The following is a 20,665-nucleotide window of genomic DNA, read 5'->3' on the forward strand; positions in this document are numbered from 1 at the left end:
GTAGAAACAGGAGGTGCGGTTAGTTTGATTCGATTTCCCGATGCCGTGCGGCTGGAGACAGGCGGCCGAGGCTGGGTCCGGCTGGACCCGGCGGACGGAGGCTGGGCGTTTCCCCATGGGGGGATTCGCCTTGAATTCGCGGCCGCGGCCGGCGGAAACAGCTTTGCCGTCAAAGTGAGTTCGCCGTCGGAGGCGTTATCCCGGATTCAGCTGAGCTGGAAGCATGCCTTTCCGGCGGAAACGGCATATCTGGGCGACGCGTTCGAGCGGGGATACGGCGATCTGGGGTTCGAGCCGCTTCGGCCGGATCGCATCCTGCCGTGGTATTTCATCGCGGCGGCGCCCGGGCTGGCGGAATGCTACGGGGTCATGACCGGGCCGAACGCGCTGTGCCATTGGCAGGTCAACGATACGGCCATCGACTTATGGATGGATATCCGGAACGGGACCTATCCGATTGAGCTGGGCGAAAGGGAGCTGGAGGCAGCGACTGTGGTGTTTGCGCAGCATGAGGGGGTGGAACCGTTCGAGGCGGCCGCCGCCTTTTGCCGGGCGATGTGCCCGCGGCCGCGTTTGCCGGCGGAACCGGTACACGGAGGCAACGACTGGTATTATGCCTACGGCAACAACTCGGCGGAGCTGATTGCCGAACACGCGGAGCTGGTCGCCTTGTTATCGCAAGGCAATGCCGTCAGGCCGTTCATGGTCATCGACAACGGCTGGCAGCCGGAGCATGCGGCCGACTATAACGGCGGTCCCTGGGATCGGGGAAACGTCAAGTTCGGGTCGATGGCCGAGATCGCCGGCAGGATCAAAGAGCTGGGCGTTCGACCGGGCATCTGGTTCCGCCCGCTGCTGGTCCGGGAGGCAGGCGACCGGAAGCGGGTGCTCCATGCCGATCTGCGCAAGGGCGAATACGTACTTGATCCCAGCGATCCCGAAGTCTTGCGCCGGATCGGCGAGGACGTCAGCCGGATCGTTGGCTGGGGGTATGAGCTGATCAAACATGATTTCACTACCGTGGACCTGTTCGGGCGTTGGGGCTTCCAGATGGATTTGCGTTATACGGACAAGGAAATCCGCTTCTGCGACAAGTCCAAAACGACGGCGCAAATCATCAAAGCCTTCTATCAAACGATCCGGGAACATGCCGGAAAAGCTTATATCATCGGTTGCAATACGATCGGCCATTTGGCGGCCGGCATCTTCGAGCTTCAGCGCACCGGAGACGATACCAGCGGCAAAGAGTTTGCCCGCACGCGAAAAATGGGCGTCAATACGCTTGCCTTCCGCATGCCGCAGCATCAGGCGTTCTATTTGGCCGATGCCGATTGCGTCGGCATTGCGGCCGACATTCCGTGGGAGCAAAACCGCGAATGGTTAAAGGCGGTGGCTCATAGCGGGACGCCGTTGTTTATCTCCTGCAATCCGCGCGAATTGACGGAAGCGATGCGGGCGGATTTACGCGAGGCATTTGCGCTTGCCGCCACGCCTCAGCCTTCCGCGGTACCGCTCGATTGGTTATCCACGGGCACCCCGTCGCTTTGGCGGACGGCCCGGGGGGTGGTCCGGTACGAATGGTACGGCTACCCGCGGGCGTTTGAGTGACCGCATTTCAGCAAGAACGGGAGCGGACGGCTCCCGACATCCATAACCACAGAGGAGAATGACCATGACCCAACACCTTTCCCAAGCCGATATCATCGCCTTGGTCGAGCAAACGATGCAGCAACGTCCGAAAATCGTGGAGATGTTCAAACGATGCTACGAAAATACGCTCGAAACGACGATCCACCGCCACGAGGACGGCACCGTATTCATGCTGACCGGCGATATTCCGGCGATGTGGCTGCGGGATTCCGTCAATCAACTGAGGCCGTATTTGATTCCGGCCGCTCAGGATGCCGGCCTGCGGGAGATCATCGAAGGCGTACTAAGGACGCAATGCGGGTGCATCCTGCGGGATCCTTACGCCAACGCGTTTAACGAATTCGAGAACTTCCGCGGCCACCACCAGGATCTTACCGAGATGTCGGGCTGGATTTGGGAGCGCAAATACGAGGTCGATTCGCTGTGTTACCCGATTCAACTGGCCTATTTGTATTGGAAAAACACCGGGGAAACCCGGCATTTTACCGCGGAATTCAAGTCGGCCGCCGAGCTGATCCTGCGAACCTGGCGTACCGAGCAGCGGCACGAGGAGCAATCGAAGTATACGTTCGTGCGGGAAAACGGCGGCGAAACCAATACCCTCCCGGGGCGGACGGCGTATACGGGAATGACGTGGTCGGGCTTCCGTCCCAGCGACGACGCCTGCAAGTACGGCTATCTGGTACCGTCCAATATGTTTGCCGTCGTCGTATTGGGCTATTTGCTGGAAATCAATGAACGGTTTTATCAAGACGGGAAGCTGGAAGAGGAAATCCGCTTGCTGCGGCGAGACATCCAGCAAGGCATTGAACGGCATGCTCTGCTGGAGGATGCGGAGTTCGGCCCGGTTTATGCCTATGAGGTCGATGGGCTCGGGGGGATCAACCTGATGGACGACGCCAATGTCCCCAGTCTGCTGTCGCTGCCTTATCTGGATTATTGCCGCAAGGACGATCCCGTCTATTTGAACACGCGCCGAATGATCCTCAGCCGCCGCAACCCTTATTACTATGAAGGGAAATATGCCAAAGGCGTCGGCAGCCCGCATACTCCCGAGGATTACATTTGGCATATCGGTCTCTCCATTCAGGGCATCACCGCAGTTGAGGAAGCGGAGAAGCTGGAGATCTTGAACATGTTCGAGCGAACCGACGCCGGGACGGGACTGGTCCACGAAGGTTTCCATAAGGATCATCCGGACGAATATACGCGGGAATGGTTCTCCTGGTCCAACGCCATGTTCGTCGAGTTCGTGTTAAGTTTGTGCGGCCTGCAAATCAGCATGCGATAGCCCAGGATCCATAAAATGAAACCTTGGAGGTCATGCCGTGAATAGGAATCGAAGCAACAAGCCGTTGTCGTATTTTTTCGCGCTGCCCCTGGCGTTTGCCCTAATCTTGACGATGTTCGCCGGGGCGGGAAGCTCTCAAGCCGCCGCAGTCGGGCCTGCCGATGCGGATGCGGCGATCAAAGCGTTTAACGCGAAGTTCTGGGACCCGCAGGCGAAGTATTATTGGGCCGATTCGAACCGCGGCGACAAATACCAAAGCTTCTGGGTGGAAGCCGAGCTGTGGGAGATGGTGATGGATGCCTATCAGCGCACAACGGACCGGGAGCTGAAGGCGCAGCTTCGTACGCAAATCGACGAGGTTTTCGACGGGGCCGTCGCGAAGCACGGGGAGGATTGGACGAACAATCCGTTTAACGACGACATCATGTGGTGGGCCATGGCCAGCGCGCGGGCCTATCAAATCACGGGCGAAACCAGATATCTGGAGAAGGCCCGATATTACTTCGATTTCGTGTACGACACGCAGTGGGACGATTCATTCGCGAACGGCGGCATCTGGTGGCTGAACAGCGAGCATGTCACCAAAAACGCCTGCATCAATTTCCCTGCCGCCCAGGCAGCCGTGTTCCTGTACGAAATTACGGACGATCGGCATTACCTGGAGGCGGCGGAGCGCATCTTCCGCTGGGGCAAAACGATGCTGACCGACGGCAACGGCAAGGTATTCGACCGGATCGAGCCGGATCGCGGCGCCGTCCCGGACGCCACGCATTACAATCAGGGAACGTTTGTCGGCGCGGCGGTAGGCCTGCACCGGGTGACCGGCGACCCGATTTACCTGGAGGATGCCGTGAAGGCTGCCCGGTTTACGATGGAGCGTTTGGTCGACGATAACGGACTGCTGAACTACGAAGGCCCTAACGGGGATTTGAAAGGCGGCAAGACGATTCTCATCCGGAATTTGGCGTATCTGCAACAGGCGCTGAACGATGGCAATGCCCGCGCCTACCGGGAATTTGAGCAGGGATTCGATGCCTGGCTGGCCTTCAACGCCGCAACGGCATGGAACCACCGGAACGAGGAGGGGATCGTCGACGGGAACTGGGTGGGGCAGCTGCTCGCCGGAACCTACGAATCATGGGCTTCCTCGGGTGCCGTCGAGGCGTTGACCGTGCTGGAGCCGAAGGACGTTAACCTGAGCTACCCGGCGAAATCCGCTTACTCCAAAATCGAGGCGGAACAATACAACCTCGGCAAAGGGTTCGTGCTGGAGGGCAGCGCGGAAGGCACGTTGCAGCTGGGCGGCATCCAGTCCGGTCATTATGCCGCCTACAAGAATGTCGACTTCGGGACGAACGGGGCTGCGGGGATTATCGCCCGGGCGGCCAGCGGAACGTCCGGTGGGAAGATCGAAATCCGGCTGGATGCCTTGGACGGACCGAAGGCCGGTACCGTTAGCGTGGAAGGAACGGGCGGCTGGAACAACTTCATCGACGCGGTCGCCGTGCTTCAGGATGATCAAGGGAAACCGCTGACGGTTACCGGGATCCATGATGTATACCTGGTGTTTGCCAAGACGAACGACGACTACCTGTTCAATTTGAACTGGTTCAAGTTCACGGCGACCGATCCGACGAAAACCGATGCCTTCGCCAAGCTGCGGGCGGGGAACTTCGATGCCGGCGAAGGGCTGGGCAAACATGCCGAACACGGCTATTTGGATGCGATCACCGATGGCGCGTACGCCATGTATCGGGACCTTGATTTCGACAGTGGCGCGGCCGGCGTAACGGTGCGCGTAGCGAGCGGCCATCAAGGCGGGACGATCGAAGTCAAGTTGGACGCTCCGGACGGACCGTCCGTCGGCGTCATTCCGATTCCCGCCATGGGCGATTGGAACAGCTGGGTGGACATCATGTCCATGATCGACGATACCCGGGCCGTCGGCATCCATGACGTGTATCTTGTTTTTCATGGGACGAACGGCAGCGACTTTCCCTGCAACCTCGATTGGTTCAGCTTTACGACCGTCAAGGGCAAGGCAAGGGATGCGTACGGCAAGCTTGAAGCCGAAAACGCGACAAGCGGCGGCGGCTTCGGCACGGAACAGGGCGGCGGGCAAACCTATCTGGCGGGTTTGTACGGACCGAACCAGCCCTACGCGATGTACAACTACGTCGATTTCGGCGATACGAATCCAACCCGGTTTCATGTCAACGCAGCCAGCGATACCGGCGGCGGGACGATTGAAGTGAGGATCGACAGCCTGAGCGGCCCCGTGATCGCGACCGGTACCGTGACCGGAACCGGCGGCTGGCAGAACTTTCAGGTGTTCTCGGCGGACGTGACGGCAGCGGTGACGGGAAAACATATCGTGTTCCTGATCTTCAAAGGCTCGGATTGGCTGTTTAACCTGGATAAGTTTACGTTCGGAGATCCGGCCGTGTTTACGGCTCCTACGGTTCCGCCCGCTCCGCCTCGCGACGAAGTGCCTCCGGGAGACGTTGAGAACGTTCGGGCGATGCGGGAAAACGGGCAAATCCGGCTCGATTGGGACGGCCCGTACGACATGGACGGACAGATGGTTCGGATCAGCGTATTCAAGAACAAAAAGCAGGAAGGCCATACGCTCGAGGTCGGACGGGGCATTCAGACGGCCATGCTGCCGGGGATAAAAAATCCGAAGCATTATTCGGTCGTGTTTAAGGCCGTAGATAGTTCGGGAAACGTCTCCAAAGGCTACACGATCCAACTGGAAGACTATCTTTCTAAATAAGAATTGCAAAACAGACCGATGCGGATCCTGGATCGACGATCGGTCTGTTTGTTTTTGCCCGAATATGAATTCATCCGCTTGCTTCTCCTCAAACCGCAAGGCCTCCTGATTGGCGGGATATATATCCCCGTTGCAATACAGGCGATCCGGGAACGCATTCAATAAAAACGGCGCACGGTTTCGCGATAGGTTTGGGGAGTGATTCCTTTCCATTTTTTGAACAGCTGGCAAAAATAAGCTTCGCTCAGCCCGCCCACTTCGCGGCTGATCCGCTTGATCGGCTTGGAGGTCAGTATCAGCAGGGCGCAGGCCTCTCTGATTCGCCTGGCCGCAATATAGTCCGAGAGGGTTCGTCCGGTATGCTGCTTGAACAAATGCGACAGGTGGTACGGAGACAGATGAAGATCCTCCGCGATCCGCTGCAATTGGAAAGGTTCTTTGAAATGGGCCTCGACCCAATCCATCATCTTCTCGACATGCTGCGTGGCCTTGCCCTGCCCGGAATCGGCGTCGATGCCGTCCGTGAATACGTGAAGCTGAAGATGCCTTAGCAGCGCCAGAAAGAACAAACCGAGATCCTCCTCGACGGCGGGCGACGCCTTGGTCCGCAGCCGCTGGAAATCCTCCAGCAGATTCGGCAGCCGCCGATCGGCATGCAGCTGGAATACTTGCTTGGGCAAAACCCCTCGCCACACTTTGCTGAAAAAGAACGCCAGCTTGGGAAACGGCGCCAGCCAGGGCTCGACCAAATGCGGGTTAAAGGTCAGATTCGTGCGGATGTAGGACATGTCGCCATGAACGGGAACCTCTACCCGGTGAAGCTGATAGGGCTGGAAAAGGACAAGCGTTCCGCTTGCTAAAGGGTATTTTACGCCTTCCACCGCAATCTCGCCGAGTCCCTGATGCACGTAAAGCATCTCGATCCCTTGATGGGCATGGACTCTTCGCCAGTGCACCTCTTTGGTTTCGTTCCGATAATCGAACGTATAGCCGGCTGCGCCCAGATCCATCGATTCACGATACTCCACATGAAAGCCTCCATCCGCAAACGCAATATTCCCATATATCATAACAGGTTAAAATCGGAAACGGTATGTGATACATTAAGGATGTTAGCAATGCATCTTATTTAAGGTTCTTAAGGAGGAATTCCATTGGCAGCGATACGGATCGGCAAGATCAGTTTTTGGCACGTGCATGCTTGGGATTATACGAAGGAAACGCAAGCGCATCCCGATACGGAGATTACGGCGGTATGGGACGAAAATCCGGAGCGGGGCCGGGAGGAAGCCGCCAAGTTGGGCGTCCCATTTTTTGCCGAGCTGGATGAGCTACTGGCGAGCGGCATTGATGCCGTCATCGTCGATGCCCCGACGCGCCTGCACCGGGACGTGATGGTCGCGTCGGCCTGCGCCGGCAAGCATATTTTTACGGAGAAAGTGCTGGCGCCTACGCTTCGGGAGGTTCGGGAAATCCTGGACGAAGTGCAAAAAAACAACGTCAAGCTGACGGTATCCTTGCCTCGCTTGAATGACGGATATACGCTGGCCATCTCCGAAGCGCTGCAAGAAGGGCTGGTCGGGCGCGTGACCCAGGTCCGCGTTCGTTTGTCCCATAACGGCGCGACGGCGGGATGGCTGCCGGAGCATTTCTACGACTTGGAGGATTGCGGCGGCGGAGCCCTGATCGACTTAGGTTGTCATCCGATGTATTTGACCCGGCTCTTCCTGGGCGAAGACCCCGCCGAGATTTCGGCGCAGTTCGGTTATGTCACGGGCAAGCCGGTCGAGGATAACGCCGTCGTAACGTTAGGCACGCCATCGGGAGCGGTCGGCATCGCCGAGACGGGTTTCGTGAACCGCTTTTCGCCGTTTGCGATCGAGGTTCACGGAACCGACGGCACCTTGTTGTACGGCGCGCCGGAATCGAAGCTGCTGCTTCGCACCGGGACGAAGGGTGAGGAGTACGCCGAGCGTTGGCATGAGTTGCCGATCCCGACCAACCGCTCAAGCGCATTTGCGCAGTGGATCGGCCATATCCAAAACGATACGTCGGCGGACGAGAATGTTCGCATGGCCGTGGAATTGACCCGGCTCATGGAGGCTGCCTATCGTTCGGCCAACGAAAAACGCAATATAGCGATATAAAGGCACAACAGAGCGCAATGAACCTCCCCTTATAATTTGAAGCGAAACCTATTAAAATGGGAGGTCACGCAAAATGTGGGCACAAGCGATTGAACAAGCCGTCCGGCAAACGGAACGCAATATCGAACGATTTCGGGACCAATTCCCCCACGTAAGCCGGGACGGCCGCCACTATGAGCTGAATCCGAACACCGATTGGACGGACGGGTTCTGGTCGGGCATTTTATGGCTTTGTTACGAATACACGGGGGAGAAGCGGTTCCGCGAGGCGGCGGTTCACACGGTTGACGGCTTTCGGCGGCGGCTGGAGCGGAACCCGGCCAGCCTGGACCATCACGACATCGGGTTCCTGTATTCCCTGTCGACTCAAGCGGGCTGGATCCTGGAACGGGATGAGGAAGCGCGCCGGCTTACGCTGGAGGCGGCGAACGTCTTGCTGAAGCGTTGGCGGGAGAAGCCGCAGTTGATCCAGGCCTGGGGGCCGGAGAACGATCCGGAGAACGGTGGCCGGATCATTATCGATTGCTTGATGAACCTGCCTTTGCTGTATTGGGCTTACGAACAAACCGGCGAGGAGAAATACCGCGAAGTTGCCGGAATCCATGCCGACAAAAGCCGGCGTTTTCTGGTGAGGGGAGACGATTCCTCGTACCACACGTTTTATTTCGATCCGCTCACCGGGGATGCCGTACGCGGAGGGACGCACCAGGGCTACCGCGACGGTTCCACCTGGACGCGGGGACAGGCTTGGGGAATTTACGGCTTTGCCCTGGCTTACCGCGCTCTTCGCCGGCCGGAGCTTTTGGAAACGTCCAAGCGGCTGGCGATGTATTTCATCGCGCGTCTTCCCGAAGATCACGTCGTCTATTGGGATTTCGACGCCCCGCAGGTCCCGGGAACGAAGCGCGACAGCTCGGCTTCCGCGATCGCCGCGGCCGGGATGCTGGAGTTGATCGGCCATTTGGACCCGCAGGATCCGCTGAAAGGTAAATTGCAGGAGGCCGTGACCCGATCGATGGCTTCGCTCGCTCAGAACTACGCGCCGGACCCGGCTTCCGGAGATGAAGGCTTTATCCGGCACGGCTCTTATTCCGTCCGCAGCGGCGCTTCCCCGGACGACTATACGATTTGGGGCGACTATTTCTATCTGGAAGCGTTGATGCGCATGGAAAAGGGCATATCCGGATACTGGTACGACCGATAGACTGGTACGGCCGCAATGCCCGTAATGCCGCGATCCCGCAATGCCCGCAATGGCCGTAATGCCCGTAATGGCCGTAATGCCACAATGCTACAATACCGGAATTACTGCCGTCCAGGTCGCCGCCGCATACGAAGGATAACGGACCCCAGGCCGTTAATTGCCCCAAAAGAAGGGCATAAAAATTGTAACGGACCCAGGGGGCGTTATTCCCTTTAAAAAGGTGAAAATCGTCTCGTTTGGAGCCCGATAACGTCAGTGGAGTCCGTTAGCTCAGGAAATAACCGGGAAATGAGCGATTAACGTCATTACGGTCCGTTACGAAGCCTTGCCGATATAGTAGAATCCATTAGCGCTGGAGTCAATCGTCCGGGGCAAAGCATAAATGGCCGGGAACGCGAAAATGGCGGTGCGGGGATCACTCCCTTGCACCGCCATTTTCTTATTAAATGTTTTGAGCATATTCCGGGGACGGCACCTTGGTCAGCACGACGTACAGGCTGGCGGGTTCACTGCCGGAGTTGCGATAAGAGAACGCTTCTTCGCCGGATAGGTGCAGCACCTCGCCTTTGCTTAGCGGCGAGGTTTCTCCGTCTACCGTGACGGCGCCTGCGCCTTCCAGAGCAAGAATAAAGACGTCGGTGTTTGGATGAGTATGGGGCGGCAGCTCTTGCCCCGGCATGAAGTTCAGCACGAAGACGACGCTTTCTCCCTTTTTGAAGGCGATGCGTTTCGTGAATTTATCCGCTTGATAGTCCTGCAGCGCGGTTAAGGCCAATTTTTCCATAGGTAGGTTCCTCCTTGAACGTCCGGCCCGAGCCGGATGATTTAGTGTGTGGCGGGTTTCGTTTCTTCCTGGTTCAATGTTAGCATCGTTAGCCCGATTTATTCTTGATCCAGATCAAGAAAACGAAAAAAATGCCGCCAATTCAAAAGTCCTTGAAAATGCCATTAATGCAAAATGCGGTAAATTGAATGGAGGTGCATGGATATTTTTTGAAAATCAGGCGAAAGGAGTAGCGCTCGTGACAAGTTATCTGGGGATGGATCAAGAAGCCGTTTTAATGGAGATCAAGCGGCTCAAGCAGAAGGCCGACCGGCTGCTCGCGATGTCGATCCGGCTGAACGAGCCGGGCATGGCGGACGAGGCGGAGCGACTGTATCAGCAAATCGACAGATTGACGTTGCTAACCGGATGACCTGACACAGCCACGCTCATACATGGCATGATTGAATAGTGCTTTTGTGTTACATAATATAACGCCACAGAGTTAAGTTTTAATTATTTTAGCGTAAATATATTGACATTAGCTTTGATTCGCCTATAATAATACACAAGATTGCTAGTTTATACGATCACCCCCCCCAATTTAATGGTAGATTACTTAACGTGAAAAGGGGCGTGTGGAAATGGCGGCATCAACGGCTGGCGAATGGAAGCAGGACATTTTGAGGATTTACAACGCGATAAATAAGCAAATATTTAACGTGGGCGTAAAACAGCAAAAGGTGGATTTCGTCGGCAACAAAATCGTGATTATCTCATTGAATGGACGAGTGCCGGTTTTGAAGCTCTTGGACGAGGATTATCCCCAGGCCACCAGGCAGCTGGATTACCTGTTGTTTCAGGTGTTCAAGCGGGAAATCAAGGCGGCCCTCGAACGTCAATTTCAATTGAATATCGTCGCAGTACTCAAAGATTACGATGCGGAGACCGAATTTTCCGGTACGATCGTGGTCTTGGATCGCGACGTGGAGCAATATCTGAAGGAACCGCTGGAACTTCGGTGATCGAAAGAGCCGGCCAATCGTCAGTTTAGACTCGCAGTGCATCATATAGGATGCGCTATGGGCCTCGACTGGCGATTTTTTTATAGCCAATAACGAGTTGAAGTTCAAGGAGGAGATGAGACATGCGGCACAAAATCGAAATTGCCGGCGTAAGCAAGTGGTTCCGCAGAAACGGTCAGGACATTCCCGCCATGCAGGAAACGAATTTAACGATCGCAGAAGGGAGGTTCGTCAGCATTATCGGCCCCAGCGGCTGCGGCAAGTCTACATTGTTTAACATCATTGCCGGGCTCATCCCGCCATCGACCGGAGAGGTGCTGGCGGATGGGCAAAATATCGTCGGTAAAACGGGATACGTCGGCTACATGCTGCAAAAAGACATGCTGCTCCCCTGGCGGACGATCCTGGACAACATTATTCTCGGCATGGAAGTCCGGGGGGTACCCAGAAAGGAAGCCGTGGACCGGGCCCTGCCGCTGATGGAGAAATACGGGCTCAAGGGATTTGACAAGCATTATCCCAAGGAGCTGTCGGGAGGGATGCGCCAGCGGGCCGCATTATTGCGCACGCTGCTGTACGACCGGGACATTATTTTGCTGGACGAGCCTTTCGGCGCGCTGGACGCCCAAACCCGGCTGACGATGCAAAATTGGCTGCTGCAAATCTGGACCGACTTCGGCAAAACGGTACTGTTCGTAACGCATGACATCGACGAGGCGATTTATTTGTCCGACGACATTTACGTGTTCTCCCCGCGTCCGGGCCGGGTCAAAACGAAAATCACGGTGACGATGGAGCGTCCGCGCAAGACGGAGGACATGACCTCGCCCGATTTCATGGAACTCAAGCATCTGTTGCTCGACCAGCTATCGGCGGGGCATGCCGAAGAGGATATCGCGTTGTGAGATGTGAGAGCCGCAACATCCGCAAAAAATAGGAGGGATGAAGTATGGAAGAAACTGTGCGAAAATCGGCTTTTGTGATCCATTCGCTGCCTCACGAGGCTGTGGAAACGGTGGGGAAGACGGTTAAGCCCGCGCCCGATTCCAAGCCGCTTCCGCTGATTCACGATGAAGAAAAGTCGAATCGGCGGCGGTCCCGGGTGATCGGGTGGGGGAGGCTGGCCGTTGCCGTCCTGCTCTTCGTCGTATGGGAGGCGTTTACCCGCATCGGCTGGCTTGACGCTTACTATTGGAGCAACCCGAGCGCGATCGTGCAAACGGCCTGGCTGCAGATGACGGAAGGCTCCCTGCTTTCCGATATCGCTTATACGTCCGGCTCAACGGTGCTGGGCTTCGCGTTCGGCACGTTATGCGGCGCGCTTCTCGGCCTTTCCTTCTGGTGGTCGCGGAGCTACGCCGGCATCAGCGAGCCCTACCTGATCATTTTGAACGCCATGCCCAAGCTGGCGCTGGCGCCTGTGCTCGTCATTCTGCTGGGCATCGGCTTTTTCTCCAAAGTGGCGCTCGCCTTCTCCATGACGATCGTCGTCTCGGCTTTATCGGCTTACAGCGGAGTAAAAAGCGTGGACCCGGATATGGAAAAGCTGATGTATTCGCTCGGGGCGAAACGGATGCAAGTGTTTACCAAAGTCGTGATTCCGTGGTCGATGCCGTGGATCATCAGCAGCTTGCGCATCAACATCGCTTTGGCGCTGGCGGGAGCGATCGTCGGCGAATTCATCGCCTCCAGCCAAGGCGTCGGCCGAATGATCATGTACGCGGGCACGATCCTCGATATCAATCTGGTTTGGGTGGGCGTGATGGTTTTGTCGGTGCTTTCCATCGTGATGTACTGGGGGGTGGTACTCCTCGAAAAAGCGTTGTCCAAAGGGTTGGGTGTGAAATAGGCACGGCCGTAACCCGGCTGAACCGGAGAATTTAAGTTGAGGGGGAACTCGCATGAGAAAAAGCAAAACGTTACCGCTGCTGCTGTTATTGGCGTTAACCGGAGGATTACTGGCGGGGTGCGGCGGCGAAAAGGGCGAGCCGACGGCGAAAGCGGCCGGGGGCGGCGGAGACCTGAAAAAAATCGTGATCGCCGAACCGGTTCACTCGACGGGGTATCTTCCGCTTTATTTGGCCCAGCGGGAAGGGTACTTCGAGAAGCGGGGGCTGGACGTGGAAGTGATCCAGGCCGCCGGCGGGGCTCACGTCACCGCGGTGGTCAGCGGCGACGCGTGGGGCGTCATCGGCGGGACGGAGTCCAATGCGCTGGCCAACAACAAAAATTCCGATCCGATCGTTTCGATCGTAAACGTCGTCAACCGGGCCAACGTTTACCTGGTGGCCAAGAAGGGGCTGGCCCCTGCCGGCGATTCGGAGGCGGACTTGAAGGCGTTTTTCGAGGGTAAAAAAATCAATGCTGGGCGCCACGGAGGCACGCCGAATTTGCTGATCCGGTATTTGCTGATTTACCTGGGGCTGGATCCAGAAAAAGACGTGACGCTGCTTGAGCCGGCCGACGCGTCGACTGTCGTGACGATGGTGCAGCAGGGAGCGGCGGACATCGGCAACGGCGCCGAGCCGCAAATCAGCGACGGCATTTCCAAGGACGTCTGGGGAGAGCCTTTTTACAAGTTTCATGATTTCGGCGATTTCTCCTATTCCGTGCTCAGCGTGAAGAAGTCGACGATCGAAAAGGACCCGGAAACGGTACGGAAATTTACCGACGCCATCATCGAAGCGCTGGAAGCGGTCAAAAACGATAAGGAGCTGGCCATGAAAAACATGAAGGCCGAGTTCCCGACGCTATCGGACAACGCCATTCAGGCTTCTCTCGACCGCGCCTACGCGGACAGCCTCTGGAGCCCGGACGGATTCATCACGGAAGCGGCGGTAAGGCAGGACATGGACGTGCTGATCAAAACCGGCATTTTTACGGGGGACTATGCTTACGACCAATTGGTCGACATGCAGTTCGTCAATCAATCCAAATAAGGGAACGCGAGGTGAAGGTCAGTGAACAAGTTGGAGCAAAAGCTGCTGCACAGCCGCTCGGCCGTTTTGGTGGTGGACGTGCAGAACGATTACTGCCATCCGGAAGGAGCCTTGGCCAAGGTGGGCAACGACGTTGGAGCCGTAAGCGGCATGATGCCGAATTTGCACCGTCTGCTGGCGGCGGCGAGACGACTCGGCGTGCCGGTCATCTTTATCCAGACCTTTCATGAGGAAGCGACGGATTCCGAGGCCTGGAAAGACCGCTCGAGCGGCCGGTCGTCCGAGGTGTGCCGGACCGGTACCTGGGGCGCCGACTTTTTCGAGGTTGCGCCGGAGCCGGGCGAGGCGGTCGTCAATAAGCACCGCTACAGCGCCTTCGTGAATACGCGGCTGGATTCGGTGCTGCGCAGCCAAAAGATCGAGACGCTGATCATGACCGGCGTCAGCACCAATGTGTGCGTGGAATCGACGGCGCGGGACGGATTTATGCTGGATTATCATATCGTGCTGCTTAGCGATGCCTGCGCGTCTTATTCGAGACAAGCCCATGAGATGACGGTGGAAAATATCGCGGGTTATTTCGGCGAAGTGACGGAGGCCCGCCACGTGGTTTCCCTGTGGGATCGAGCGTGGAAAGAGCCGGCCAACCCAATGACGATGACGCGATCTTAAAGCCGGTGAATGTCATGAATGATAAAACTCGCGCGCTGGTTCAATACATTATTTGCACGGGCGCGTTTCTGTCCAATTTATCCGCCGGGATGTTCAACATCGCCCTGGTGGATATCGCCCGCGATTATGCGGTCGACATCGCCGCCGCACAGTGGGTCGTGACATCGTATCTGCTGGTCATTTCCGTGCTGCTGCCGGTCATGGGGCGGCTGGGAGATACCCGCGGCCGGCGGTTCGTGCATAATCTGGGTTACTTCGGCTTCGCGCTGGGGGCGCTAGGGTGCGCGTTTGCGCCGTCGCTGGGCTGGTTGATTTTCTTCCGGATCGTGCAAGGTGTAGGCGCCTCGATGTACCAGGCGACGAATATGGCGTTGATTGTTTCATTGTTCCCTCCGGAAAAAAGGGGGAAGGCGCTGGGACTGATCAGCACTTTCGTCGCCGCCGGTTCGATGGTCGGGCCAAGCCTGGGCGGCGTGCTGATTCAGTGGTTTTCGTGGGAAACGTGCTTCTGGCTGTTGGCCGGCGCGGCCTTGTTGGCATGGGCCCTCGCCCAGCGCTTTATTCCGAAGGATATCCCGGAAGAGCGGGGACGGATCGACGTGACCGGAGCGCTGCTATTCGCCGCGGCGCTAACGGGACTGGTCACCGCGATCAACCTGGGCCCCGGGTGGGGTTGGAACTCCCCGGCCGTGATGGGGCCGTTGCTCCTGTTCGCGTGCTGCGCCGGCGGTTTTGCCGCCTGGTGCCTATCCCCGCGATGGAGCCGGAGAGCGGGCGCAGCTACTCTTGATTTGCCCGGGAGCGGGCGTCGGAGAATACAGGTTGGCAAGCCTTGGGCGGGCAGTAAGCCGCTAGAACCGATGCAACGTGCAGGCAGTTCCCCGTTCATCGATGTCAAGCTGCTCGGGGACGCCGCGACGAACGCCGGGATCTGGATCACGATCGTGACGTATATGGCCGCTTTTTCGGCGCAGTTGGTCCTGCCGGTGTTTCTTCGTCATGAGCTGGACACGCAGCCGGCGATGGCCGGGTTGATCATGATGGGATACCCGCTGGCGCTGATCGTCGCTTCGCCGGTGTTCGGCAGTTTGTCGGACAAGCTGGGTTCGCTGCCGCTGCTGTCGGCCGGCCTGCTGACGATGGGGGGCACGCTGGCGGCCCTCGGTTTCCTTTCGCCGTCGTATCCGCTGTTTCTCCTGATCCTGCTGATCGTGCTGCTTGGCGTTTCCATGGGCATGATCACGTCGCCCAATACCAGCCTCGTCATGGGCCGGGCCGGCAATGGGCACCTCGGCTTGATCAGCAGCCTGTTGGCTTTGTCCCGGAACCTCGGCATGATGTTCGGCACCGCGGCGGGCGGCGCGCTGCTCGCCGGAGAGGACGACGGCCGGCCAGGCGGGCCGGCCGTGGGAGAGGCCGTGGCGGGCGGCGCCGGAGCAGCCGGGATGACGGGGATGACCGAAACGGCGGACATGTCAGGCCTGCACGCCGTATTCGTCCTTTGCCTGGCGCTGGTATTGTCCTCTTTGCTGCTCTTGCTTGTTACCGTCCGCCAAGCGCGGCAACACCATCGGGAGGAGACGGTGTCGTCTTAACTTATAAAGCCATTGCCTGGCCTGAAGCGGCCGGGGCAATGGCTTTTTTGGCGCCGGGGTTAACGGACCGAAGAGACGTTATTTTGCCGGAAAACGATGTTTTCCCGAATGAACGGACCGGAAAGACGTTATTCGGCCCAAACAACCGTAAACTGCATTGATTTGAGCCCGATTAGGCCCCTGGAGTCCGTTAAAGCGGGAAATGATCGGGAAATGGGCAAATAACGTCATTACGGTCCGTTAGCATGGTCTGAAGCCCGCGCAATTACAACGTCACCCCGGTTTTGAAAATAGCCAGTTCCCGCACCTCATTCTCTTCGTTCCGCGTTTTGCGGCCGCTGGCCACCTCGATAACGTAGGCGATGAAATGTTCCAGTACCTCCTCCATCGGCGTTTCCAGCAGAGGTCCGGCGTTAAAATCCATCCAGTGCTGCTTGCGGTCGAACAACTGATTGTTGGTGGCTACTTTTACCGTTGGGACGAAACTGCCGAACGGAGTGCCGCGGCCGGTCGTAAACAGGACGAGCTGACAGTCGGCGGCGGCCAGGGCGGAGGAGGCTACCAGATCATTGCCCGGGGCTTGCAGCAGGCTGAGCCCTTTTTTGCGGAGCTTCTCGCCGTATTGCAGGACGTCGACGACCGGAGCGGTCCCGGCCTTTTGTGTACAACCGAGCGATTTGTCCTCCAAAGTGCTGATGCCGCCCGCTTTATTGCCGGGGGAGGGGTTTTCGTACACGGGCTCGCCGTACGACAGGAAATACTGCTTGAAGTTGTTGATCAGGCTGACGATTTGCTCGAACACGTCCCGGTTCTCCGCCCGCGCCATCAGCATTTTTTCCGCGCCGAACATTTCCGGAACCTCGGTTAGTATCGTGGAGCCTCCCTGGGAGACCAGAAAATCGGAAAAAGCGCCGAGCAACGGGTTGGCTGTAATGCCGGAGAAGCCGTCAGAGCCGCCGCACTTCAGCCCGACATTCAGCTCGCTAAGCGGAACCGGCTCGCGGCGGTCTTGCCGGGCGGCCTCGTAAAGCTCCTCGAGCTGCGCCAGCCCAGCCTCGAGTTCGTCTTCAACCTCCTGGGCGACAAGAAACTTGACGCGCCGTTCGTCATAGCCTCCCAGCAAGCTGCGGAAGTCGTCGACGATGTTGTTCTCGCAGCCGAGGCCGAACACGAGCACGCCGCCGGCATTCGGATGCTGCACGGCGTCCAGCAGGATGCTGCGCGTCATCTGGTGGTCGTCGCCAAGCTGCGAGCAGCCGTAGGGATGCTTCAGCACGGTGATGTTGTCAAAGGTACCGAGATCGGGATGCTCCGCCTTGAATGCGGTGATCAATTGTTCGGCGATCCCGTTCACGCAGCCCACCGTAGGTACGATATAAAGGTCGTTGCGGATGCCGACCTTGCCGCTTTCGCGGCGGTACCCCTCAAAAGTAAGCCGGCGTTTCGGATAGGTGACCGGATTGAGGTCCGGCACATATTCGTATTGCTCTTCGCCTGCCAGATTCGTTTTAATATTGTGCGTATGCACCCATTCACCTGCGGTAATGTCGGCCGCGGCATGGCCGATCGGGTAGCCGTACTTGATCACGGCCGCCCCGGAAGCATGGGAAGCAAGGGCGATTTTGTGGCCCTGTGCGATATCATTCGCCGCTTGCAACTCCTGCCCGCCGATCTCGAGTTTCTCCCCCACCTGAATTGGGCGAAGCGCCACCGCGACCGTATCGCGCGGATTCATTTTCATGAGCGTTTTCATCTGCCGCATCCTCCTATACTAGTTGTGTCAAAGCTGAACGAGTTCCCCGTTCTTCAAGCAAAGTCAGGCATGATTGAAGCGATCTCTCCAGATCGGGCACCATGGTCAAATCCATTCCCCACAAGCTTTCTTCCTTCAGGATCGTCGTTACGAAGGTTAGCGGGGCTGCCCAGGCCCGATCGAAGCGGGCGATCACATCCTCGCCGTCCTGGCGTTTGACCTTATCTCCGCGGTAGCTGAGCAGCAGCGCGGCGAAGGCCAGCGTGATCAACGGAGGCAGCTGGCCTTTTTCCGCTTGATAACGCAGCAGGATCGGCAGCAGGCGCGTCTTGAATTTGGAAATGCTGTTGAGATAAATGGATGTTAGTTCATGCCGGATGGATGGATTTTTAAAGCGTTCCTGCACCGCTTCGGCATAAGATTGCAATTCCTGTCGCGGAAGATCCAGCATAGGGATCAGTTCGTCCTGAATCAGTCGCTTGACGAAAACGGAAAAAACATCGTCATTCATTACGTCCTCGACGGTTTCCAGACCGGCCAGCAATCCCAGGGAAACCATGGCCGTATGCGGGCCGTTGAGCAGGTGAACCTTCCGTTCACGGTAGGGTGTCATATCTTCGGTGACGACGACATTCAATCCGGCCTGAGCCAAAGGCAGGCGCTCGGCCAGCCAGGCAGGGCCTTCAATAACCCAGAACAGGAATGGTTCCGCGGTAACCATCAGGTTATCCTGGTAACCCAACTCCTGCGCCACTTGTTCCGCCTTGTCGCGTGGATAACCCGGAACGATCCGGTCGACCAGACTGCAGTAGAACGTATTTTCCCGGTCCAGCCATTCCAGAAAATCCGCCCCCAAACGCCAGTCCTCCGCATATTGCCGGACAATGTCGCGCAGCCTCTCGCCGTTGCGGTCGATCAGTTCGCAGGGGATAATGGCAAAGCCTTTTTTACCTAATTGAAAGCGCTTGTAAAGCAATGCCGTCAATTTTCCCGGAAAGCTCTGTTGCGGCGCATCCTCCAGACGGTCTCCGGGATGGTAGGCTATTCCGGCTTCGGTCGTGTTGGAGGTAATGAATTCGAGCTGATCATTCTCCGCCAGGGCCAGGAAACTATCATTGTCCGTATACGGATTGATAAGACGGCTGACACTCGTCATGATTTCCCGATCGTCCACGTTTTCTCCGTTCAGAATGCCACAGAGAAGCACGGTATAGAGATTGTCCTGCTCGGCAAAAAGATTACTTGGGGCGGTTTGGAGGGGTTGGATCAAGACCGCGCTGCCCTGGAACAACCCCTTGTTGTTCATTTGCTGCAGTTGCCAATCCACAAAGGCGCGCATAAAGTTTCCTTCCCCGAACTGGATCACTCGTTCGGGATAGGAGGGTAAATCAGGAAAAGCAGTTCGCGAAAGCGTCTGTGCCATGATAATGTCTCTCCTTTAGTAAAGGTTAATAAAAGAATGCACACGTTAACATTTTTATTTAAAAAAGAGAAACCTCTTCTTTAAACCGATTTTTTCATCCCGATAGCCCGAGGATGGACATCCTTTGTTCAAGCTTCTAATTTCACCACGGTTTGACGGATCATCAGCGTCGTTTTTACCAAAGATTGCTCCGGTTTGGTGTGCGGCTCCTGCATGAGTTCGATGAGCTTTTTGGTACCCAGCTCGCTGATATCCGCAATCGGCTTGCGTACGGTAGTCAGCGCGGGGTTCGTGTACCGCGCAAACACGATGTCGTCGAATCCGATTAAGGATATCGTATCCGGAACAGCCGCCCGGGCCGCGTAACATGCATTCATCGCGCCGATCGCCATATCGTCGTTGGCACAAAACACGAGCGATGGAGGGACCGGCCGAGCAAGCAAAACATTCATCATTTGGTATCCGCTCTCAATGCTGTAATCGCCGTTCACAAAATAATCGGAGCTGGAAGCTATGCTGTGGGCGAGCAGGCTGTCAAGAAAACCTTGCTTGCGTTCCGTGGACGACTTAAACCCGGTTTTGCCTTCGATCATCGCCAACCTGCGGTGACCTTGTTTAATCGCATAGTCGATCGCTTCCCGCACTCCGCCCCTGTCATCGGCAACCACGTTCATGATCCCTGGATCCTCCAAATGACGGTTGAGAACAACAAAAGGAATCCCCGCTCTTTTGACATGGTAAATGAACTCATTGTCCGCATCGCTTTGGCTCATCACCAGAATCCCGTCAAAACGATGCGGCGAGATGCCGTCCAAATGCTTGATGCTGTCGATCCCATGCACGGTCAAACTGTAATTTTCATCCAGACCATGGTTGATCCCCTTAATAACGTCAACAAGGAAGCTGGCCGAGGTTCCCTGATCGATGCTTGAGAAAAACAATCCGATTGTATACGACTTTTTTAAAACGAGACTTTTGGCGCTAAAATTAGGCACATAATTCAAGTCGGCGGCGATCTTTTCAATTTTGTTCCGAGTTTCTTTCTTAATGAGCGGATTGCCGTTCAGCGCTCTGGAAACCGTGGTATGCGAAACGCCGGCGACTTTTGCGATGTCTTTGATCGTGACCATAGGACCTCTTCTTCATAGGGAATGAATAAATGATTTAACGATTACATTGTATTCTCATTTTCCTGGATAAGTCAACGATTTTGTGCTTTGCACACGTTAAAATAAACGTTGTCTATCAAATTGTGAAATCGCTATAATGAATTCGATATTTATGTCGATTTCAGCGAAATGTATATCAAAAACCGAATAGAATGGAGCATTTAAGTCGATTTAGCATAGGCGTTGCATTAAACCCAACAAGATACCCGATGTGCATAAAGGCAGGCCAAGGCGTGGCGGTCAATAGGGTTCGAGTCT

General features: G+C 56.6%; 17 protein-coding genes. 12 read left to right on the forward strand and 5 right to left on the reverse strand.

Translation table 11 applies throughout. The annotated features are described in order from the left end of the window. Positions 1-24: 24 nt before the first annotated feature. From ACQ4N8_RS09360 to ACQ4N8_RS09370, 3 genes are all read left to right on the forward strand, one after another. Positions 25-1,608, forward strand: a complete 1,584-nt coding sequence (locus ACQ4N8_RS09360) for a hypothetical protein (protein WP_430704080.1) — start codon at positions 25-27, stop codon at positions 1,606-1,608. A 64-nt stretch (positions 1,609-1,672) separates the two neighbouring features. After that, positions 1,673-2,941 (forward strand): glycoside hydrolase family 125 protein, encoded by a 1,269-nt coding sequence (locus ACQ4N8_RS09365; protein WP_430704081.1) that lies wholly within the window; start codon positions 1,673-1,675, stop codon positions 2,939-2,941. A gap of 37 nt (positions 2,942-2,978) precedes the next feature. Beyond that, entirely contained in the window at positions 2,979-5,717 is a 2,739-nt protein-coding gene (locus tag ACQ4N8_RS09370) for a carbohydrate-binding protein (protein WP_430704082.1), read from the forward strand. A 158-nt stretch (positions 5,718-5,875) separates the two neighbouring features. Here ACQ4N8_RS09370 and ACQ4N8_RS09375 read toward each other — a convergent pair whose 3' ends face one another. Continuing rightward, positions 5,876-6,745: an AraC family transcriptional regulator gene (locus tag ACQ4N8_RS09375; RefSeq protein WP_430704083.1), complete on the reverse strand. Its 870-nt coding sequence runs from the start codon at positions 6,743-6,745 to the stop codon at positions 5,876-5,878. A gap of 126 nt (positions 6,746-6,871) precedes the next feature. On the opposite strand from ACQ4N8_RS09375, the gene ACQ4N8_RS09380 reads away from it, so the two are divergent. After that, positions 6,872-7,864 carry a Gfo/Idh/MocA family protein gene (locus tag ACQ4N8_RS09380; RefSeq protein ID WP_430704084.1) on the forward strand — a complete coding sequence of 331 codons (993 nt, stop codon included), beginning with the start codon at positions 6,872-6,874 and terminating at the stop codon, positions 7,862-7,864. A 73-nt stretch (positions 7,865-7,937) separates the two neighbouring features. Beyond that, positions 7,938-9,068, forward strand: a complete 1,131-nt coding sequence (locus ACQ4N8_RS09385) for a glycoside hydrolase family 88 protein (RefSeq protein WP_430704085.1) — start codon at positions 7,938-7,940, stop codon at positions 9,066-9,068. Between the two features lie 442 nt (positions 9,069-9,510). On the opposite strand, the gene ACQ4N8_RS09390 is transcribed toward ACQ4N8_RS09385, so the two are convergent. After that, positions 9,511-9,852: a cupin domain-containing protein gene (locus tag ACQ4N8_RS09390; RefSeq protein ID WP_430704086.1), complete on the reverse strand. Its 342-nt coding sequence runs from the start codon at positions 9,850-9,852 to the stop codon at positions 9,511-9,513. A gap of 238 nt (positions 9,853-10,090) precedes the next feature. Here ACQ4N8_RS09390 and ACQ4N8_RS09395 point away from each other — a divergent pair, with 238 nt between their 5' ends. The 7 genes from ACQ4N8_RS09395 to ACQ4N8_RS09425 all read left to right on the forward strand — a co-directional run bounded on the left by ACQ4N8_RS09395 (position 10,091) and on the right by ACQ4N8_RS09425 (position 16,062). Beyond that, the gene (locus tag ACQ4N8_RS09395; protein WP_430704087.1) at positions 10,091-10,264 is read left to right on the forward strand and encodes a hypothetical protein; all 174 of its coding nucleotides are present in this window, start codon (positions 10,091-10,093) and stop codon (positions 10,262-10,264) included. 211 nt (positions 10,265-10,475) lie between these two features. Then, positions 10,476-10,856, forward strand: a complete 381-nt coding sequence (locus ACQ4N8_RS09400; RefSeq protein WP_430704088.1) for a Na-translocating system protein MpsC family protein — start codon at positions 10,476-10,478, stop codon at positions 10,854-10,856. Positions 10,857-10,978: 122 nt separating this feature from the next. Next, on the forward strand, positions 10,979-11,761 hold the full coding sequence (locus ACQ4N8_RS09405) for an ABC transporter ATP-binding protein (protein ID WP_430704089.1): 783 nt from the start codon (positions 10,979-10,981) through the stop codon (positions 11,759-11,761). Positions 11,762-11,805: 44 nt separating this feature from the next. Continuing rightward, the gene (locus ACQ4N8_RS09410) at positions 11,806-12,705 is read left to right on the forward strand and encodes an ABC transporter permease (protein ID WP_430704090.1); all 900 of its coding nucleotides are present in this window, start codon (positions 11,806-11,808) and stop codon (positions 12,703-12,705) included. Between the two features lie 52 nt (positions 12,706-12,757). After that, a complete protein-coding gene (locus ACQ4N8_RS09415; RefSeq protein WP_430704091.1) occupies positions 12,758-13,795 on the forward strand; it encodes an ABC transporter substrate-binding protein in 1,038 nt (345 codons plus the stop codon). A gap of 21 nt (positions 13,796-13,816) precedes the next feature. Next, positions 13,817-14,467 carry a cysteine hydrolase family protein gene (locus tag ACQ4N8_RS09420; protein ID WP_430704092.1) on the forward strand — a complete coding sequence of 217 codons (651 nt, stop codon included), beginning with the start codon at positions 13,817-13,819 and terminating at the stop codon, positions 14,465-14,467. Positions 14,468-14,481: 14 nt separating this feature from the next. Beyond that, positions 14,482-16,062, forward strand: a complete 1,581-nt coding sequence (locus ACQ4N8_RS09425; protein WP_430704093.1) for an MFS transporter — start codon at positions 14,482-14,484, stop codon at positions 16,060-16,062. Between the two features lie 265 nt (positions 16,063-16,327). On the opposite strand, the gene ACQ4N8_RS09430 is transcribed toward ACQ4N8_RS09425, so the two are convergent. From ACQ4N8_RS09430 to ACQ4N8_RS09440, 3 genes are all read right to left on the reverse strand, one after another. Further along, positions 16,328-17,815, reverse strand: a complete 1,488-nt coding sequence (locus ACQ4N8_RS09430) for a UxaA family hydrolase (protein ID WP_430704094.1) — start codon at positions 17,813-17,815, stop codon at positions 16,328-16,330. 13 nt (positions 17,816-17,828) lie between these two features. Beyond that, complete coding sequence (locus ACQ4N8_RS09435; RefSeq protein WP_430704095.1) at positions 17,829-19,238, reverse strand: tagaturonate reductase; 1,410 nt, start codon at positions 19,236-19,238, stop codon at positions 17,829-17,831. Positions 19,239-19,366: 128 nt separating this feature from the next. Continuing rightward, positions 19,367-20,368, reverse strand: a complete 1,002-nt coding sequence (locus ACQ4N8_RS09440; protein ID WP_430704096.1) for a LacI family DNA-binding transcriptional regulator — start codon at positions 20,366-20,368, stop codon at positions 19,367-19,369. Positions 20,369-20,665: the final 297 nt, after the last annotated feature.

Origin of the sequence: Paenibacillus macerans (assembly GCF_050565405.1) — a bacterium.
In the GTDB taxonomy this organism is placed as follows: domain Bacteria; phylum Bacillota; class Bacilli; order Paenibacillales; family Paenibacillaceae; genus Fontibacillus; species Fontibacillus macerans_B.

What these genes read in the sequence shown, in the direction of transcription:
- ACQ4N8_RS09435 (WP_430704095.1), bottom strand. Translation starts at nt 19,238, where the DNA reads ATGGCACAGACGCTTTCGCGAACTGCTTTTCCTGATTTACCCTCCTAT.
- ACQ4N8_RS09385 (WP_430704085.1), top strand. Translation starts at nt 7,938, where the DNA reads ATGTGGGCACAAGCGATTGAACAAGCCGTCCGGCAAACGGAACGCAAT.
- ACQ4N8_RS09415 (WP_430704091.1), top strand. Translation starts at nt 12,758, where the DNA reads ATGAGAAAAAGCAAAACGTTACCGCTGCTGCTGTTATTGGCGTTAACC.
- ACQ4N8_RS09400 (WP_430704088.1), top strand. Translation starts at nt 10,476, where the DNA reads ATGGCGGCATCAACGGCTGGCGAATGGAAGCAGGACATTTTGAGGATT.
- ACQ4N8_RS09430 (WP_430704094.1), bottom strand. Translation starts at nt 17,815, where the DNA reads ATGAAAACGCTCATGAAAATGAATCCGCGCGATACGGTCGCGGTGGCG.
- ACQ4N8_RS09410 (WP_430704090.1), top strand. Translation starts at nt 11,806, where the DNA reads ATGGAAGAAACTGTGCGAAAATCGGCTTTTGTGATCCATTCGCTGCCT.
- ACQ4N8_RS09390 (WP_430704086.1), bottom strand. Translation starts at nt 9,852, where the DNA reads ATGGAAAAATTGGCCTTAACCGCGCTGCAGGACTATCAAGCGGATAAA.
- ACQ4N8_RS09440 (WP_430704096.1), bottom strand. Translation starts at nt 20,368, where the DNA reads ATGGTCACGATCAAAGACATCGCAAAAGTCGCCGGCGTTTCGCATACC.
- ACQ4N8_RS09405 (WP_430704089.1), top strand. Translation starts at nt 10,979, where the DNA reads ATGCGGCACAAAATCGAAATTGCCGGCGTAAGCAAGTGGTTCCGCAGA.
- ACQ4N8_RS09365 (WP_430704081.1), top strand. Translation starts at nt 1,673, where the DNA reads ATGACCCAACACCTTTCCCAAGCCGATATCATCGCCTTGGTCGAGCAA.
- ACQ4N8_RS09425 (WP_430704093.1), top strand. Translation starts at nt 14,482, where the DNA reads ATGAATGATAAAACTCGCGCGCTGGTTCAATACATTATTTGCACGGGC.